Genomic DNA, 15,570 nt, shown 5'->3' on the forward strand with positions numbered 1-15,570 from the left:
CTCAGACGTGCGTCCCGAGCAGCGAGCCGATGGCGTAGGTGACCGCCATCGCGAACAGGCCGCCGAGCACGTTGCGCACCACCGCCCGCCGCGAGGCGCCGTAGCCGAACCGGGCGCTGGCCCACCCGGTGATCGCGAGCGCCAGCAGCACGGACAGCACGGTCACGGCCACCCGCGCACCCGGCGCGACCAGCGTGATCGTCAGCAGCGGCAGCAGCGCCCCGATCGTGAACGCGATCATCGAGGCGAACGCGGCGTTCCAGGGGCTGGAGATGTCGTCGGGGTCGATGCCGAGCTCGGCCTCCGCGTGCGCGCCCAGCGCGTCGTGCGCGGTCAGCTCGCGGGCCACCTGCAGCGCGAGCTCCTCGCTGAGGCCCTTCTCGACGTACAGCCCGGCGAGCTCCTCGAGCTCGTCCTCCGGCTCCTCGGCGAGCTCGCGGCGCTCCTTGTCGAGCAGCGCGAGCTCGGAGTCCTTCTGGGTGCTGACCGAGACGTACTCCCCCGCTCCCATGCTGAGCGCACCCGCCGCCAGCCCGGCCACGCCCGCCAGCACGATCGTGCCGCGCTCGCTGGTCGCGCCCGCGACGCCCATGACGATGCCCGCGGTCGACACGATGCCGTCGTTGGCGCCGAGCACGCCCGCGCGCAGCCAGTTCAGCCGGTTGTTGATGCCGGTGTCGTGCGGCTCGTCCTCGTGCGGACCTGCGACGAACGGCGCCTCGGTCGTCATGACTCGATCGTCCCGTCCTGTCGGGGCCTGGGCAAGGAAGGCAAGGCTCGGCTCCTACCGCTGGCGCTCCAGCTCCTCGACCTTGCGCGGCATGAGGGCGCTCACCAGCACCAGCGCCACGGCGACCACCGCGGAGCACACGAACGTCGTGTGGATCGCGGGCTCGAGGACCGCCGGTGAGAGGTGCTCGAGGTCGGGGCGGGCGTGGCCGATCCGGTCGGTGACCTCGCCGTTGACCAGGGCGCCGAAGACCGCGACCCCGACCGCGCTGCCGACGGTGCGGGCGAACATCGTCGCGCCCGTCGTCACCCCTCGCGACTCCCAGGGCACGGCCGACTGGGCGGCGATCACCGACGGCGCCACCGCGAACCCGAAGCCGACACCCATCACGAAGCACGGCACCGAGAGGTGCAGCAGCGAGGAGTCGCCGTCGATCGTGAGCAGCAGCAGGGCGCCCGCCAGCCCGAAGACCGCGCCGATCACCATCGTCGCCCGGTAGCCGATGGAGAGGTAGAGCCGCCCGGCGTTGGCCGCGGACAGCGGCCAGCCCAGCGTCAGCGCCGCGAGCGCGAAGCCGGCCATCACCGCGCCGTGGCCGAGCACCCCCTGCGCGAAGAGCGGGACGTACGACGTCAGCCCGATCAGGAGGACGCCCACCACGAGCGAGGTCAGGATCGCCGGCACGATCACGCGGTGCCGGAAGACCCAGAGCGGGAGCACGGGCTCGGCGGCACGCCTCTCGACGAGCACGAACGCGACGAGCAGCACGGCGGCGGTCGCGAAGATCGTGATGCTGGTCGGCGAGGACCACGACCACCGGAGGCCGCCCTCGAGCAGGCCGAGCAGGAGGAGCACGCCGCCACCACTGAGGAGCAGCGAGCCGAGGACGTCGATCCGGTGCGGAGCCCTGTCGACCCGCTCCTCGAAGCGGCGCACGAACATCCAGAGGACCGCCGCGCCCAGGGGCAGGTTGACGAAGAAGATCCAGCGCCACGACAGGTAGTCGGCGAAGACCCCGCCGAGGGTCGGGCCGACCACTGAGGCCAGGGCCCAGACGCTGGCGACGTAGCCCTGCACCTTGGCACGCTCGGCGACCGAGTAGATGTCGCCGATGATCGTCAGCCCGATGGGCTGCACGGCGCCGGCGCCGAGACCCTGGACCGCGCGGAAGGCGATCAGGCTGACCATGTTCCAGGCGAGGCCGCACAGCAGCGAGCCGAGGAGGAAGAGCCCGACCCCGAGCAGCATCATCGGCTTGCGGCCGTACTGGTCGGCGAGCTTGGAGTAGAGCGGCACCGAGACCGCCTGGCTGAGCAGGTAGATCGAGAAGAGCCACGGGAACTGCGTGAAGCCACCCAGGTCGTCGACGACCGCGGGCACCGCGGTCGCGAGGATCGTCGCGTCGATCGCCACCAGCCCGACGCTGAGCATCACGGCGAGGAGGATCGGCCCCCGCTCGCTCCGCAGGCCCACGTCGGCGCGGCTGATCGACGGGGAGGCGTTCACGTGGGGCGGCAACGACGACGCACTCCCTTCTGTTCCCGTGACGACGGCCACCTCCCGAGGGCGGGACAACCGCGCGGATCCGGGTACCGGGGGTCGCTCGGGACAGCCCGCGCGGGCGCCGTACGCCCCGGCTCCGCGCAGATCACGAACCAGGAAGGAACCTGTGCTTTGATCGTTCCAATGGAGATCTGGCCAGGACGCGCCTACCCACTCGGGGCCACGTTCGACGGGAGCGGCACCAACTTCGCGCTGTTCAGCGAGGTGGCCGAGCGGGTCGAGCTGTGCCTCTTCGACGCCGACGGCGAGGAGACTCGCGTCGAGCTGACCGAGGTCGACGCCTACGTCTGGCACGGCTACCTGCCGCAGGTCCAGCCGGGTCAGCGCTACGGCTACCGCGTGCACGGCCCGTGGGAGCCCGAGCGGGGCCTGCGGTGCAACCCCGCGAAGCTGCTGCTCGACCCCTACGCCAAGGCGACCGCCGGCGACATCGAGTGGAACCAGAGCCTGTTCGGCTACGACTTCGGCGACGAGGGCTCGCGCAACGACGAGGACTCCGGGCCGCACATGACCAAGGGCGTGGTCATCAACCCGTTCTTCGACTGGGAGGGCGACCGCCGGCTCGACGTCCCCTACAACGAGTCGGTCATCTACGAGGCGCACGTCAAGGGCATGACCCAGCTGCACGAGGGCGTCCCGGAGGAGCTCCGCGGCACCTACGCCGGCCTCGCGCACCCCGCGACGACCGCGCACCTCAAGCGGCTCGGCGTCACGGCGATCGAGTTGATGCCGGTGCACCAGTTCATCCAGGACAGCTCGCTGCTCGACCGCGGGCTGCGCAACTACTGGGGCTACAACACCCTCGGGTTCTTCGCGCCCCACGCGTCGTACGCCGCGGGGGCCGGCACCACCGCGCAGGGGCAGCCCGGCCAGCAGGTGCAGGAGTTCAAGACCCTGGTCAAGACGATGCACCAGGCGGGCATCGAGGTGATCCTCGACGTGGTCTACAACCACACCGCGGAGGGCAACCACCTCGGGCCGACGCTGTCGATGAAGGGCATCGACAACCCGGCGTACTACCGCCTTGTCGAGGACGACCAGCGCTACTACATGGACTACACGGGCACGGGCAACTCCCTCAACGTGCGGCACCCGCACTCGCTGCAGCTGATCATGGACTCGCTGCGCTACTGGGTGACCGAGATGCACGTCGACGGCTTCCGGTTCGACCTCGCCTCCACCCTGGCGCGCGAGTTCTACGACGTCGACCGGCTGGCGACGTTCTTCGAGCTCGTGCAGCAGGACCCGGTCGTGAGCCAGGTGAAGCTGATCGCCGAGCCGTGGGACATCGGGCCGGGCGGCTACCAGGTCGGCGGCTTCCCGCCGCAGTGGACCGAGTGGAACGGCGCCTACCGCGACACCGTCCGCGACTTCTGGCGCGGCGAGCCCTCGCTCGGCGAGTTCGCCTCGCGGGTGGCGGGGTCGGCCGACCTCTACGAGCACACCGGACGACGCCCGGTCGCCTCCATCAACTTCGTGACCGCGCACGACGGGTTCACGCTGCGCGACCTCGTGTCCTACAACGAGAAGCACAACGAGGCCAACGGCGAGGACAACAACGACGGTGAGAGCCACAACCGCTCCAACAACCACGGCGCGGAGGGCCCGACCGACGACCCCGAGATCCTCGCGCTGCGCTCGCGCGCCCAGCGCAACTTCCTCGCGACGCTCCTGCTGAGCCAGGGCACGCCGATGCTGCTGCACGGCGACGAGCTCGGCCGCACCCAGCAGGGCAACAACAACACCTACGCCCAGGACAGCGAGCTGAGCTGGGTGCACTGGGACCAGGCCGACGAGCCGCTCATCGAGTTCACCGCGGCGCTGATCGAGCTGCGCCGCCAGCACCCGACGTTCCGACGCCGCCGGTTCTTCACCGGCCGCACGGTCCGCACCGGCCCGGCCGGCGCGGAGCGGCTCAACGACATCGTGTGGCTGCACCTCGACGGGCGTCCGATGGAGGACGACGACTGGACGAGCGGCGCGCAGGCGATCGGCATGTACCTCAACGGCCACGGCATCGCCGGTGCCGACGAGCGCGGCGGCACGATCACCGACGACCACTTCCTGCTCTACTTCAACGCCGACGGCGAGGCCACGGTCACGCTGCCGCCGGCGGAGTACGCCGAGTCGTGGGACGTCTACATCGACACCGGTGGCACGCCCGACGAGGTCGAGTCGCTGCCGGCCGGGTCGCAGCTGCCGATGAAGGCCAACAGCGTGCTGGTGCTGCGCGAGTACGCACCGCCCGCGACCGAGCCCGACCACTCGGTGGCCGCGTCGGTGGCGGCGGCGGCCGCCCGGTAGCAGCCCGCCCGGTCGCTACTGAAGCGTGCTCAGGTCGATGACCTCGTCGTCGGCCGGGGCCTCGACGTCGAACTCCTCGTCGAAGTCGCTGAACTCCAGGTGGCCGGGGTCGTCGCCGTCGGTGCGCTCGAGCTTGACCAGGTAGTGGTCGCCCTCGACGAGCACGTAGCCGACCGAGGTGCCGTCGTCGTCGGACTGCTCGACGGTGACGACCCTCTCGCCGTCGGCCTCCTCGGTGCCGGTGGTCTTGTAGTCGCCGCCGTCCTCGTCGTCCTTGAAAAGGTTGTCGAAGAAGGCGTCGAGGTCGCAGAACTGCGAGAAGTTGGAGTCGGTGTCGAGCACCCACTTGTCGCCGACGGCGCCGATGATCGCGTCGGCCGAGTCGCCGGCGTTCGCGCGCCAGAACTCCTCGTCGGGCTTGAACCAGTTGGTGCCGTCCTTGGCGAGGATCTCGGCGCTGCCGCCGCCGAGGCCGATCGAGCCGGTGCAGTCGCCCGACGAGCTCGCGCGGATGTCGAGGTTGATCGTGCTGCCCTCGGAGGTGATCTCGCCGCTGAAGGTCACCTGCTCGAGGCCCTTCATGTCCGCCTTCGCGGCCGCGGCGATCTCGTCGCCGGACTGCTCGGCGAAGTCGCTGTCACCGCCGTCGTCGCTGCCACAGCCGACCGCGAGGGCTCCGACGACGCACAGCGCGGCAGCCGCGCGGATCCGAGGTGAGGTCATGGCTGGGCATCATAGGAGGCGCGGGCCTCCAGCACGGCGCCCATGTGCGACTCGGCCCAGACCTTCAGCCCGGCCATCACCCGCTGCAGCGAGTGGCCCAGCGGCGTGAGCTCGTAGGTGACGGTCACCGGCACGGACGCTGTCACGGTGCGGGTGAGCAGGCCGTCGCGCTCGAGGGTGCGGAGGGTCTGGGTGAGCATCTTCTGGCTCACCCCGGCGATCCGGCGCGCCAGCTCGGAGTAGCGGCGCGGGCCCTCCTCGAGGGCGACGAGCACGAGCGTCACCCACTTGTCGGAGAGCCGGTCGAGGAGCTGGCGGGTGGGGCACTGCGCGAGGAAGGCGTCGTACTCCGCCCGCTCGGCCTCTCGGCGCTGGGCGGCGGTCATGGTGGGCATCCGGGACTCCTCGTCGGGTGGGTTACGCACTTTCAGGTGCCTGCTCTCCATCAGGAAGCACGGGCGCGGCTCGCATTGTTCCGACCGGTGACCGCACCCGACACCCCCTGGAGGAACCTCATGTCCAGCACCACGTCCACCAGCACCAAACCCGCCACCTTCCGCGCCGCCGTCGTCACCCAGCCCGGCGCCACCGACGCGATCTCCGTCCTCGACCTCCCCGTCGTGGCGCCCGAGCCGGGCCAGGTCCGTGTCGCGGTCGCTGCCGCCACCGTCAACCCGGTCGACCTCGCCGTCCGGGCGGGTGTCTTCCACCAGGCGGGCGTCGTCCACCAGCCGGAGCACACCGGCCTCGGGTGGGACTTCGCGGGCACGGTCCTCGAGGCCGGCCCCGGCGTGGACCTCGCCCCGGGCACCCGGGTCGCCGGCCTGGTCGGCGGCCTCGACCGCGACTTCGGCACCTACGCCGAGCAGCTGGTGCTCCCGGCGTCCGACGTCGCCGTCGTGCCCGACGGGCTCGACCTGACCGAGGCGGCGACGGTGCCGCTCAACGCCCTTACCGCCCTCCAGCTCGTCGAGATCCTCGGCGACGGAGACGGTCGCTCCCTGCTCGTGACCGGCGCGGCCGGCGCGGTGGGCGGGTACGTCGTGCCGCTGGCCCTGGAGCGGGGCTGGCGGGTGACCGGGCTGGCGCGCGCCGCGGACGAGGAGTTCGTGCGCGGGCTCGGCGCGGACTTCACGGTCGAGCAGACGAGCGGATGGGACGTCGTGGCGGACGCCGGTGCGCTGCAGGAGCAGGCCGTGGCGCTGGTCCGCGACGGCGGACGCTTCGTCGGCGTGCAGCCGTCGTTCCTGCCGGCCGCCGAGCGCGGCGTCAGCATCGAGGTCGTCAGCATCATGCCCGACGGCGCCGCCATCGCCGGGCTGCTCGAGCGCACCGCGCGTGGCGAGCTGTCGGCCCGCGTTGCGGAGGTCCTCCCCCTCGACCGCTTCGACGACGCCCACGCCGCCGTCGCGAAGGGCGGCGTCCGGGGTCGCTACGTGCTCGTGCCGTGATCGATAGTCCCTGACGTTCGGGTCGGCGACACGCCGGTCGCGGCCATCCGAACGTCAGGGACTATCCCTCAGACGCCCGCCGGCTCGGGGGCGCGGGAGGGTTCCCCCGAGCCGGCGTCGTCGCCCTCGCGGAAGCCGTGGCGCTCCCACCAGCGACCCAGCGGGCCGGGAGCCCACCAGTTGAGGCGGCCGAGCAGCTTCATGGTCGCGGGGACGAGGAGGGCGCGGACCACGGTCGCGTCGATCAGCAGCGCGACGAGCATGCCGATGCCGAGCATCTTCATGAACACGATCCCGCTGAGCGCGAAGGCGCCGATGACGACGGCGAGCAGCACCGCCGCGCTGGTGATGATCCGGCCGGTCTTCTGCACGCCGGTCGCCACCGCGACGTCGTTGTCGCCCGTCCGGTCCCACTGCTCGCGGACCCGCGAGAGCAGGAAGACCTCGTAGTCCATCGACAGCCCGAACAGGATGGCCAGCATCAGGATCGGGTTGGTCGCGTCGAGGAAGCCCTGCGGCGTGAACCCGAGCAGGTCCGACAGGTGGCCGTCGCTGAAGATCCAGGTGACCACGCCGAACGACGCGGTGATCGAGAACAGGTTCATCACCACCGCCTTGACCGGCAGCACGAGCGACCCGAACGCGACGAACAGCAGCACCAGCATCACCAGCGCCACGATCAGCCCCATCCACGGCAGGTGCGCGCCCACCGAGTCGATGAGGTCGACGGTGTCGGCGCTGAGCCCGCCGACCAGCACCTCGCCCGAGGCCGGCTGGACGCCGCGGATGGCCTCGATCATCTCCTGGCTGTCCTCGCTCTGGCTGTTGCCGGCCCACGCGGCCCGCAGCAGCGTCGAGTCGCCCTCGGTCACGACCTCCTCCACGCCGGCGATCCCGTCGAGCGCCGCGACCTGGTCGGCGTACGCCGCGACGTCGGCCTCGGTCGCACCCCGCACCAGCAGCTGGGCGGTCGACGTCTCGGGGCCGAAGTCGGCCAGCTTGTCCGCCGCCACGTGCGCCGGGGCGTCGGAGGGGAGGACGCGGTAGTCGACGCTGCCCCACTTCGCGCCGAGGAACGGCGAGGCGATCAGCAGCAGCGCGGCGACGGTGCCGACGATGACCAGCGACGGCCGGCGCATCACGCCTCGGGCGAGCGCGGCCCAGCGGCCGTGCGCGTCGTCGACCACGACCGGGCGGTGCCGGCGCCAGGGCAGGCGGCCGGCGTCGACCCGGCGGCCGAGCAGCTTCAGCGTCGCCGGCAGCACGGTCAGCGCCGCGACCATCGCGACGAGGACCGCGGCCATGCCGCCGTAGCCCATGCTCTTGAGGAACGCCTGCGGGAAGATCAGCAGGCTCGCCAGCGCCGCGGCGACGGTGAGGCCGGAGAACAGCACGGTGCGGCCGGCCGTGCTCACCGTGCGGCGGATCGCCGTGGCCGACGCCTCGGGGTCGTCGGCCGGCAGCAGGGCGAGCTCCTCACGGAACCGGCTGATCACGAACAGCGCGTAGTCGATCGCCAGGCCGATGCCGAGCAGCGAGATGACGTTGACGGAGAAGACCGAGACCTCGGTGAGCTGGGCGATCACGCGCACCAACGCGAGCGCGCCGAGCATCGCGATCAGGCCGACCAGCGCGGGCATGGAGGCGGCGACGAGGCTGCCGAAGATGAGCAGCGCGAGGATCACCACGACCGGCATCGAGATCGACTCGGCGCGGGCGAGGTCCTCGCTGGTGATCTCGTTGACGTCGTTGTAGACCGCGAAGGCGCCGGCGAGGTCGGTCTGCAGCCCGGTGGACTCCGGCGCCTCGAGCGTGGGCGACAGGTCGTCGTAGTTGGACAGGTAGTCGTCCTGGCTCTCGCCGGCCAGCGAGATCAGCACCTGGACGGAGTGCCCGTCGCGGCTCACGAGCCCGGAGTCGGCGGGCGCGTCGTAGTAGGGGACGACGCTCGTCGTGGTGCCGGGCGCGAGGCCCGAGAGCACCTGCTCGACGTCGGACCGGAACTCCGGGTCGGAGGCGACGAGGTCCTCGCTGGTGTAGATCGCGACGACGTCGACACCCTGGTTGCCGAAGGTGTCGCGCTCGGCCTGCAGCTCGCGGGCCGACTCCGAGCCCTTGTCGTCGAAACCACCCTGCGAGAGGTGGTCGAAGACTCCGAGCCCGTACGCGGCGGCCGCGAGCGTGACCGCCAGTCCGGACAGCAGCACGGCCAGGGCCCGTCGGGCCACGAATGCTCCCCAGCGCTCGATCATCGTGACTCCCCACAACTTCCGTGATGTATGTAAAGTATGTGAACGGCGTTCACCGTAAACGGTGTAAACTTCTCGTGTCAACCGAGTTGAGGGAGTCCGCGTGACCCAGGTCCAGACCCGTCGAGAGCGCCAGCGAGAGGCGACGTACGACGAGATCACCCGCGTCTCTCGGGAGCTGTTGGCCGAGGGCGCCGAGCTGTCGCTGCGCGCGGTCGCGGGCCGGATGGGGATGACGCCGCCGGCGCTCTACCGCTACGTCAGCAGCTACCAGGAGCTCGTCGACCTGGTCGCCTTCGAGATCGACAAGGCTGCGACCGAGACGTTCGCGGCCGCTGCCGACCGGCTGCCCGCCGACGACCACGCCGGGCGCCTGGTCGCGTCGGTCACCGAGTTCCGGATGTGGGCGCTGGGCAACCCGCGCGAGTTCACCCTCGCCTTCGCCAACCCGATCGCCGACGTGCGATGCATGCGTCGCGAGATGCTCACGATCTCCAACTCGGGTCACCTCATGACCGGTCAGATGCGCGCGCTGTGGGAGCACAACCACCACCCGATCCCGCGGCTGGAGGACCTGCCGCCCGCGGTGCGTGAGTCGGTCACCGACCCGCTCATCCCGGCGAAGGTCGACGACCTCGCGCTCGAGGACCGCGGCCTGGTCTGGCTCTTCCAGCAGGGCTGGACGACGCTCTACGGCGTGGTGGCCCTCGAGGTCTTCGGCCACATGGACCCGCGCATCATCGAGTCCGGCGAGATGTTCGTGCACGTGGTGCGCGAGTTCGCGCCGAAGATCGGGCTGGCCGAGGACATCGACCGGCTCGAGGCGATGATCCGCGAGCGGATCGCGCGCCGCTGAACTATCCGAGCACGCCGTAGTTGGGCAGCCGGTACGCCCGCTCGTAGCCGTCGCCGACGAAGTCGGTGTCGTTGTTGCCGACGTTCGCGATGAGCGTGTAACCCTCGTCGGCGAAGTGGTCGCGGCAGCGCTGCTTGCCGACGACGAGCGCCCCGCCCTTCGGGCGCAGGCAGACCTCCGTGACCGGGAACCCGGCCCGGGTGAGCTGGCTGACCGTGCGCGCCTGCTGCGTGGCGACCCGGCCGGAGTTGAAGACGACGGCGACGTCGAGGCGGTCGAGCATCCTCGCGAAGCGGCGCATCCGCGGGATCGCCCCGCCACCGTCGTAGTAGGTGGCGATCACGGTGTTGTCGATGTCGAAGTTGACCGCGAGCTCCTCGTCGCCGGACTTCGCGGCCACGCGCTGGCGCACGTAGGGCCCGAAGCCCTGCATCGCGGCCTTCACGTCGGCCAGCCACTGCGCGCGGGTCGGCACCTTCTTCGCCGCGACCGTCCACCTCGCGGGGTGCGCGCCGACCGCGGGCGCCGACGCGGACGCCGCGGGTGGGACGGAGGCGAGGCCGGCGGCGACGGCGAGGGCGGCGAGCAGTCGGAGCAGCCGAGTCATGTCCTCACCGTAACCGGGCGGGCGAGAGCTCAGCCGAGCACCTCGTCGACCCACTCGGGGACCAGCTCGCCGGCCGGTCCGTGCCGGGCCTCGTGGAAGTGGTGGCTGCCCTCGCTCGGGACGAGGTTGAGCTCGAGGGTGCGGGCGCCGTACGCGCGAGCAGCGAGGACGAACCCGGCGGCGGGGTAGACCGCGCCCGAGGTGCCGATCGAGACGAACAGGTCGGCGGAGTCGAGGGCGCCGAACACGCGGTCCATCTCGTAGGGCACCTCGCCGAACCACACGACGTCGGGCCGCAGCCCACGGCTGCCGCACGACGGGCAGGGCGGGCCGCCGACCAGGTCGCCTTCCCACGCGTGCCGCCCCGCGCAGGCCCGGCACAGCGCCGAGCGGAGCTCGCCGTGCAGGTGCAGCACGCGGCTCGAGCCGGCGCGCTCGTGGAGGTCGTCGATGTTCTGGGTGACGACGAGCAGGTCGTCGCCCCACGCCTCCTCCAGCCGGGCCAGCGCGAGGTGCGCCGCGTTGGGCTCGACCGACGCGAGCGCGGCGCGGCGGGCGTCGTAGAAGCGGTGCACGACGTCCGGTTGCCGCTCGAACGCCTCGGGTGTGGCGACGTCCTCGACCCGGTGCCCCTCCCAGAGCCCGTCGGCGTCGCGGAACGTAGGCACCCCGCTCTCGGCGGAGATCCCGGCTCCGGTGAGCGCGACGATGCGCACTACATGCCGCCCTGGTAGTAGTCGATGATGTCCGCGCCCGAGATCGGCTCGCCGGTCTTGCGACCGAGGAAGAACACGCTGCTGGCGGCGTCGACGGAGTGCTTCGGGTCGAGGAAGCGGTCGAGCCAACTCAGCCAGAAGAACGCCAGCGACACGACCCGGCCCACGGGCACCGACCGGGTCAGCGCCCGGACGAAGTGGTCGACAGACCAGCGCAGCGCGGTGCCCGCGCCCGCGACGGGGCCCGAGTCGATCCGCTCGAAGCGGCGGAACAGGAAGCGGTGCCCGCTGTCGGTGAACCGGGTGAAGTCGTAGGGGCCCTCGTGGACCTGCTGGAGGAACGGCGTGTCCGCGTAGACGAGCCCGCCGGTGCGGAGCACGCGCTCGATCTCACCGGCGACGACGGTCGGCTCCAGCACGTGCTCGAGCACGGCCTGCACGATGACGCCGTCGACGCTGCCGTCGGCCAGCGGGATCGAGTGGCCGTCACCGACGAACTGCGTGACCGGGCTGGCGTAGACGTCGAACGAGATCAGGTCGACGGCCGGGTCGGCGTAGAGGCCCTCGAGGCCGTCGCCGACGGTGCCGCCGCCGATGACGAGGATGCGCGGGCGCCGGTCGGTGACCTCGCTCTTCAGGAGCTCCTGCATGCGCGCGACGTTCGCGGGCGCCGTGGTGTTGGCGGGGTGCAGCAGCCGGCGCAGCATTCCGGCGGACCGCGAGCGGCGCACCTCCGACGCGCCCTCGACCGCACGCAGCCGGTCGGCGTCGAGCACGCTCGCCTCGAAGTCGACCAGGGCCGGCACGCCCGACACCACCGGGAACGGCTGGTCGGCCAGCGCGCACCCGGCCCCCCTGCACAGCCAACGCTCCCCCGCCGCGCCCCGCTCGCGCCGCACCCTGCTCCCGCACCGCGGGCAGATGAACAGGTCGAGGTCGACCATGGCGTCGAGGGCGAGCACGCCTCGAAGCCTAGGTCCCGCGTCAGCGCGAGTGGAGGGTGACGACGTAGCCGGCCGTCTCGTCGTACGGCGCGCGGTCCCAGGTCGAGAAGCGGTCGACGGGGGCGAGGCCGGCGGCGGCGAACGCACGGTCGACGTCGGCGAGGGGGGTGACCGGGCAGTCGCCGGGGAGGTGGGCCGCGTCGAGGCCGAAGCCGCACGCGAGGAGCCCGCCCTCGTCGAGCTGGGCGGCGAGGTGGGCGGCCGCGCTCTCGAGGCTGCCGGGCTCCAGCAGCGGGATCGTGTTGCCGGCGACCACGACCACGTCGAAGCGCTGGCCGGTGTCGAGCACGGCGAGGTCGCCGACCCGCCAGTCGAGCTCGGGTGCCTCGTCGCGCGCCATCGCCAGCATCGCGGCGTCGACGTCGACACCGAGCACGTCGTAGCCGAGCTCGGCCAGCCGGATCGCCACCCGTCCGGTGCCGCAGCCCGCGTCGAGCACCCGCGCCGGCGGGTCGACGAGACCGGCGACGAACGCCGCCTCGCCGTGCACGTCGTCGCCGCGGGCCGCCATCGCGCGGAAGCGCTCGGCGTACCGCTGCGCGTAGTCGGGGCCGACCGTCTCGCGGGCGATCTGCTGCCACCGGGTCACGACGCGTCCTCCAGCGCGGCGCGCGCCTCCATCAGCGCGAAGCCGAGCAGGTTGAGGCCGCGCCAGCGGTCGGGCTGCTCGGCGTGCTCCGAGTCGGCGGCCAGCCCGATGCCCCAGACCCGGTCGACGGGCGAGGCCTCCACGAGCACGCGCCCGCGGGTCGAGAGCAGGTAGTCGCGCAGCGCCGGGTCCTGGCCGAACTTCAACGTCGAACCGGTGACGACGACCTCCCAGCGTCGTGCCGTCCAGGCCGCGTCGTCGAAACCACGCACCCGGCGCCCGAGGTCCTTGGCCGCGGCGGGCGTGCGAGCCGCGAGCACCCGGCCGGCCGCGTCGTCGTCGCCGAACAGCACGGCCTTGCGCCACATCATGTAGTGCTCGGCGGACGCGAAGCGGACCCCCGCCTCGTCCTCGAACACCGCCGGCCACCACTGGCTCAGGCACCACTGGCCGACCCGCTCGCCCTTGGGCGTGTGCCCCCAGAAGTGCAGCCACTTCACCCGCTGGCCACCGCTCACCGCGGCGACGAGCTCGTCGACCGACCGCGCGTCGAGCGGGTCCATCAGAGACGGAACGGGAAGCCGGCCACGCGCCGCGACCTGACCGCGGGGATGCTGTCCCAACCGGGCCAGATCACTCCGGACTCCGGCCATTCAAGGATGGTGTTGACCATCTAGTCGGCGGCCGCCTCGAACCGATTGCCGAGCCCGGCGCCACGCTCCTCGTACCAAGTGACTTCGGCGCGGAGTTCGGCAAGAGCCTCAGGGTGATACCGAACGTCGAGCGTCACCGTTGCTGCCTCGCGGCGCGGTCCGCCGCCAGTTGAGCCCTGACCTCGTCACGCGAAAGGGTCCGCACCCGACCGCTGGTGATGTCGTCGACCCGAGACGTGATCTCTGCCGTCCACGCCTCGTGAACCTCAGCCGAATCGGCCGCGTCGTCGAGGCTGGCGAGCAGTGCGTTCGCCACCTGCGCACGCTGATCCACCGGGAGCGTCAACGCCAACTGCGTGATCTCATCGATTCCGGCGGTCATGGGCGTCATTCTACGCGCCCTCCGTGCCGGGCCGTCCTCAACGAGCAGCCCACATCGCCTTGAACTCCGCTCGTACGACTTCCGCTGGGATGTCACGCGACGGATCTGCCTTGAGCGCGTCGTAGGTGGCAGCGGCCTCAGTCCGCAGCCAGCCGTCCGCTGCCACGTCGAAGTCGTCGTCGGTCATGTTTGCCGGAGCGTTCCGAAGCCGATCGAAGTCCTCGACCATCTCGTCGACATCCGCCTCGTCGGTCATGTACGGAGCTCGCCTTCGTACACGCAGAGATCGATGGATTGGCCATGGAAAGTGAGCGCCGAGCCGACGAGTTCGCCAACTTCGTTGCGGAGTGGCGCACACGATTCGAGCGGCCGGCCCGCAAGACCCGAGAAGGGTTCCTCGCTGCTTGCGTCTCGGAGCGTCCAGCGCCCGGCCGGGTCGACGTAGTCGCACGGCAGGAGCCACGACTCATCACCTGCTCGGGTCAGGCCAACGTCCAGACACCAGTCGGTCGCCCCACTGAGGAACAAGCCGACCCCACCATCGAAGTGCAGATGAGCCGGCCCGACGCGAGGATCACTCCTCGGTCAGCGTGGGCCACTCCGCCGACGGGTTCGGGCTGGCCAAGGTGTCGAGAGCATTGAGAACGTCTTCACGACGGTCTGTCCACTCGACTCCCATGCGCAGATCGTGTCACCACGGTCGTCGCACGCTGAGCAGTTCGCCGGGCCTGGCGAGACGACAGCGTCATCTCGATCGCGATTCTTGCCACGCATCTGCCACGCAGGAGGCGCCAGCAGGCCCCTGACCTGCACAAACGCGGCGGATCAGTAGTACCAGGGGTACGGCGACCAGTCGGGGTCGCGCTTCTCGAGGAACTGGTCGCGGCCCTCCTGGGCCTCGTCGGTCATGTAGGCCAGGCGGGTGGTCTCGCCGGCGAACAGCTGCTGGCCGACCAGGCCGTCGTCGATGAGGTTGAAGGAGTACTTCAGCATCCGCTGCGCGGTCGGGCTCTTGCCGTTGATGATCCGGCCCCACTCGAGCGCGGTCGCCTCGAGCTCGGCGTGCGGGACCGCGCGGTTGACCGCGCCCATCCGCACGCCGTCCTCGGCGGAGTACTCCTGGCCGAGGAAGAAGATCTCGCGCGCGAACTTCTGGCCGACCTGGCGGGCGAGGTACGCCGAGCCGAAACCGCCGTCGAAGGAGCCCACGTCGGCATCGGTCTGCTTGAAGCGCGCCTCCTCGGCGCTCGCCAGCGTGAGGTCGCAGACCACGTGCAGCGAGTGGCCGCCGCCGGCCGTCCAGCCGGGCACCACGCAGATCACGATCTTGGGCATGAAGCGGATCAGCCGCTGGCACTCGAGGATGTGCAGCCGGCCGAGCCGGGCCTTGTCGACGGTCTCGACGGTCTCGCCCTCGGCGTACTGATATCCGGTGCGACCCCGGATCCGCTGGTCGCCGCCGGTGCAGAAGGCCCACTTGCCGTTCTTCTCGCTCGGCCCGTTGCCGGTGAGCAGCACGCAGCCGACGTCGCTGGTCGTGCGCGCGTGCTCGAGGACGCGCAGCAGCTCGTCGACCGTGTGCGGGCGGAAGGCGTTGAGCACGTCGGGCCGGTCGAAGGCGATCCGGACGGTGCCGTGCGCCCGCGCGCGGTGGTAGGTGAGATCGGTGAGTTCCTCGAAGCCGGGCACCTCGTCCCAGGCCTCCGGGTCGAAGGTCTCCGACACTCCGTCGATCGCGCTCAT

Annotated in this window: 16 protein-coding genes; 3 read left to right on the top strand and 13 right to left on the bottom strand. The window is 71.3% G+C overall.

What is annotated here, in order from left to right:
* Position 1 precedes the first annotated feature (1 nt).
* Positions 2 to 730, bottom strand: a complete 729-nt coding sequence (locus tag G514_RS0119955) for a VIT1/CCC1 transporter family protein (protein ID WP_028653184.1) — start codon at positions 728 to 730, stop codon at positions 2 to 4.
* 54 nt (positions 731 to 784) lie between these two features.
* Positions 785 to 2,236: an MDR family MFS transporter gene (locus G514_RS0119960; protein WP_028653185.1), complete on the bottom strand. Its 1,452-nt coding sequence runs from the start codon at positions 2,234 to 2,236 to the stop codon at positions 785 to 787.
* Between the two features lie 180 nt (positions 2,237 to 2,416).
* Between G514_RS0119960 and glgX the strand changes: the two genes are divergently transcribed.
* Complete coding sequence (gene glgX, locus G514_RS0119965; RefSeq protein ID WP_028653186.1) at positions 2,417 to 4,597, top strand: glycogen debranching protein GlgX; 2,181 nt, start codon at positions 2,417 to 2,419, stop codon at positions 4,595 to 4,597.
* Positions 4,598 to 4,612: 15 nt separating this feature from the next.
* On the opposite strand, the gene G514_RS0119970 is transcribed toward glgX, so the two are convergent.
* Entirely contained in the window at positions 4,613 to 5,320 is a 708-nt protein-coding gene (locus G514_RS0119970; RefSeq protein WP_028653187.1) for a LolA family protein, read from the bottom strand.
* The gene (locus G514_RS0119975; protein ID WP_028653188.1) at positions 5,317 to 5,715 is read right to left on the bottom strand and encodes a winged helix-turn-helix transcriptional regulator; all 399 of its coding nucleotides are present in this window, start codon (positions 5,713 to 5,715) and stop codon (positions 5,317 to 5,319) included. Before G514_RS0119975 ends, G514_RS0119970 begins: the two co-directional genes overlap by 4 nt.
* Before the next feature lie 120 nt (positions 5,716 to 5,835).
* Here G514_RS0119975 and G514_RS0119980 point away from each other — a divergent pair, with 120 nt between their 5' ends.
* A complete protein-coding gene (locus tag G514_RS0119980; RefSeq protein ID WP_028653189.1) occupies positions 5,836 to 6,771 on the top strand; it encodes an NADP-dependent oxidoreductase in 936 nt (311 codons plus the stop codon).
* Positions 6,772 to 6,839: 68 nt separating this feature from the next.
* Here G514_RS0119980 and G514_RS27980 read toward each other — a convergent pair whose 3' ends face one another.
* A complete protein-coding gene (locus tag G514_RS27980) occupies positions 6,840 to 9,023 on the bottom strand; it encodes an MMPL family transporter (RefSeq protein WP_036565582.1) in 2,184 nt (727 codons plus the stop codon).
* 100 nt (positions 9,024 to 9,123) lie between these two features.
* Here G514_RS27980 and G514_RS0119990 point away from each other — a divergent pair, with 100 nt between their 5' ends.
* Positions 9,124 to 9,876, top strand: a complete 753-nt coding sequence (locus tag G514_RS0119990) for a TetR/AcrR family transcriptional regulator (RefSeq protein WP_028653190.1) — start codon at positions 9,124 to 9,126, stop codon at positions 9,874 to 9,876.
* 1 nt (position 9,877) lies between these two features.
* On the opposite strand, the gene G514_RS27985 is transcribed toward G514_RS0119990, so the two are convergent.
* The 8 genes from G514_RS27985 to G514_RS0120030 all read right to left on the bottom strand — a co-directional run bounded on the left by G514_RS27985 (position 9,878) and on the right by G514_RS0120030 (position 15,570).
* A complete protein-coding gene (locus G514_RS27985; RefSeq protein ID WP_051247848.1) occupies positions 9,878 to 10,483 on the bottom strand; it encodes an HAD family acid phosphatase in 606 nt (201 codons plus the stop codon).
* Between the two features lie 29 nt (positions 10,484 to 10,512).
* Entirely contained in the window at positions 10,513 to 11,199 is a 687-nt protein-coding gene (locus G514_RS0120000) for an NAD-dependent deacylase (protein WP_028653191.1), read from the bottom strand.
* Positions 11,199 to 12,161: a methyltransferase domain-containing protein gene (locus G514_RS30985; RefSeq protein WP_051247850.1), complete on the bottom strand. Its 963-nt coding sequence runs from the start codon at positions 12,159 to 12,161 to the stop codon at positions 11,199 to 11,201. The genes G514_RS0120000 and G514_RS30985 overlap by 1 nt, the downstream gene beginning before the upstream one ends.
* A gap of 22 nt (positions 12,162 to 12,183) precedes the next feature.
* Positions 12,184 to 12,792, bottom strand: coding sequence for a class I SAM-dependent methyltransferase (locus G514_RS0120010; RefSeq protein ID WP_028653193.1), 609 nt, complete (start codon positions 12,790 to 12,792; stop codon positions 12,184 to 12,186).
* Positions 12,789 to 13,355 (bottom strand): riboflavin biosynthesis intermediates N-glycosidase, encoded by a 567-nt coding sequence (locus tag G514_RS0120015; protein ID WP_036565584.1) that lies wholly within the window; start codon positions 13,353 to 13,355, stop codon positions 12,789 to 12,791. The genes G514_RS0120010 and G514_RS0120015 overlap by 4 nt, the downstream gene beginning before the upstream one ends.
* A gap of 223 nt (positions 13,356 to 13,578) precedes the next feature.
* Positions 13,579 to 13,827 (bottom strand): addiction module protein, encoded by a 249-nt coding sequence (locus G514_RS0120020; RefSeq protein WP_028653195.1) that lies wholly within the window; start codon positions 13,825 to 13,827, stop codon positions 13,579 to 13,581.
* A gap of 37 nt (positions 13,828 to 13,864) precedes the next feature.
* On the bottom strand, positions 13,865 to 14,083 hold the full coding sequence (locus G514_RS27990; protein ID WP_036565588.1) for a hypothetical protein: 219 nt from the start codon (positions 14,081 to 14,083) through the stop codon (positions 13,865 to 13,867).
* 569 nt (positions 14,084 to 14,652) lie between these two features.
* On the bottom strand, positions 14,653 to 15,570 hold the full coding sequence (locus G514_RS0120030; RefSeq protein ID WP_028653196.1) for a 1,4-dihydroxy-2-naphthoyl-CoA synthase: 918 nt from the start codon (positions 15,568 to 15,570) through the stop codon (positions 14,653 to 14,655).

Origin of the sequence: Nocardioides halotolerans DSM 19273, from assembly GCF_000422805.1 — a bacterium.
GTDB lineage: Bacteria > Actinomycetota > Actinomycetes > Propionibacteriales > Nocardioidaceae > Nocardioides > Nocardioides halotolerans.

Excerpts from the sequence above, each read along its gene's own strand:
- G514_RS0119955 (WP_028653184.1), bottom strand. The coding sequence starts at position 730 with ATGACGACCGAGGCGCCGTTCGTCGCAGGTCCGCACGAGGACGAGCCG.
- glgX (WP_028653186.1), top strand. The coding sequence starts at position 2,417 with ATGGAGATCTGGCCAGGACGCGCCTACCCACTCGGGGCCACGTTCGAC.
- G514_RS0119970 (WP_028653187.1), bottom strand. The coding sequence starts at position 5,320 with ATGACCTCACCTCGGATCCGCGCGGCTGCCGCGCTGTGCGTCGTCGGA.
- G514_RS0119975 (WP_028653188.1), bottom strand. The coding sequence starts at position 5,715 with ATGCCCACCATGACCGCCGCCCAGCGCCGAGAGGCCGAGCGGGCGGAG.
- G514_RS0119980 (WP_028653189.1), top strand. The coding sequence starts at position 5,836 with ATGTCCAGCACCACGTCCACCAGCACCAAACCCGCCACCTTCCGCGCC.
- G514_RS27980 (WP_036565582.1), bottom strand. The coding sequence starts at position 9,023 with ATGATCGAGCGCTGGGGAGCATTCGTGGCCCGACGGGCCCTGGCCGTG.
- G514_RS27985 (WP_051247848.1), bottom strand. The coding sequence starts at position 10,483 with ATGACTCGGCTGCTCCGACTGCTCGCCGCCCTCGCCGTCGCCGCCGGC.
- G514_RS0120015 (WP_036565584.1), bottom strand. The coding sequence starts at position 13,355 with ATGGACCCGCTCGACGCGCGGTCGGTCGACGAGCTCGTCGCCGCGGTG.
- G514_RS0120020 (WP_028653195.1), bottom strand. The coding sequence starts at position 13,827 with ATGACCGCCGGAATCGATGAGATCACGCAGTTGGCGTTGACGCTCCCG.
- G514_RS27990 (WP_036565588.1), bottom strand. The coding sequence starts at position 14,083 with ATGACCGACGAGGCGGATGTCGACGAGATGGTCGAGGACTTCGATCGG.
- G514_RS0120030 (WP_028653196.1), bottom strand. The coding sequence starts at position 15,570 with ATGAGCGCGATCGACGGAGTGTCGGAGACCTTCGACCCGGAGGCCTGG.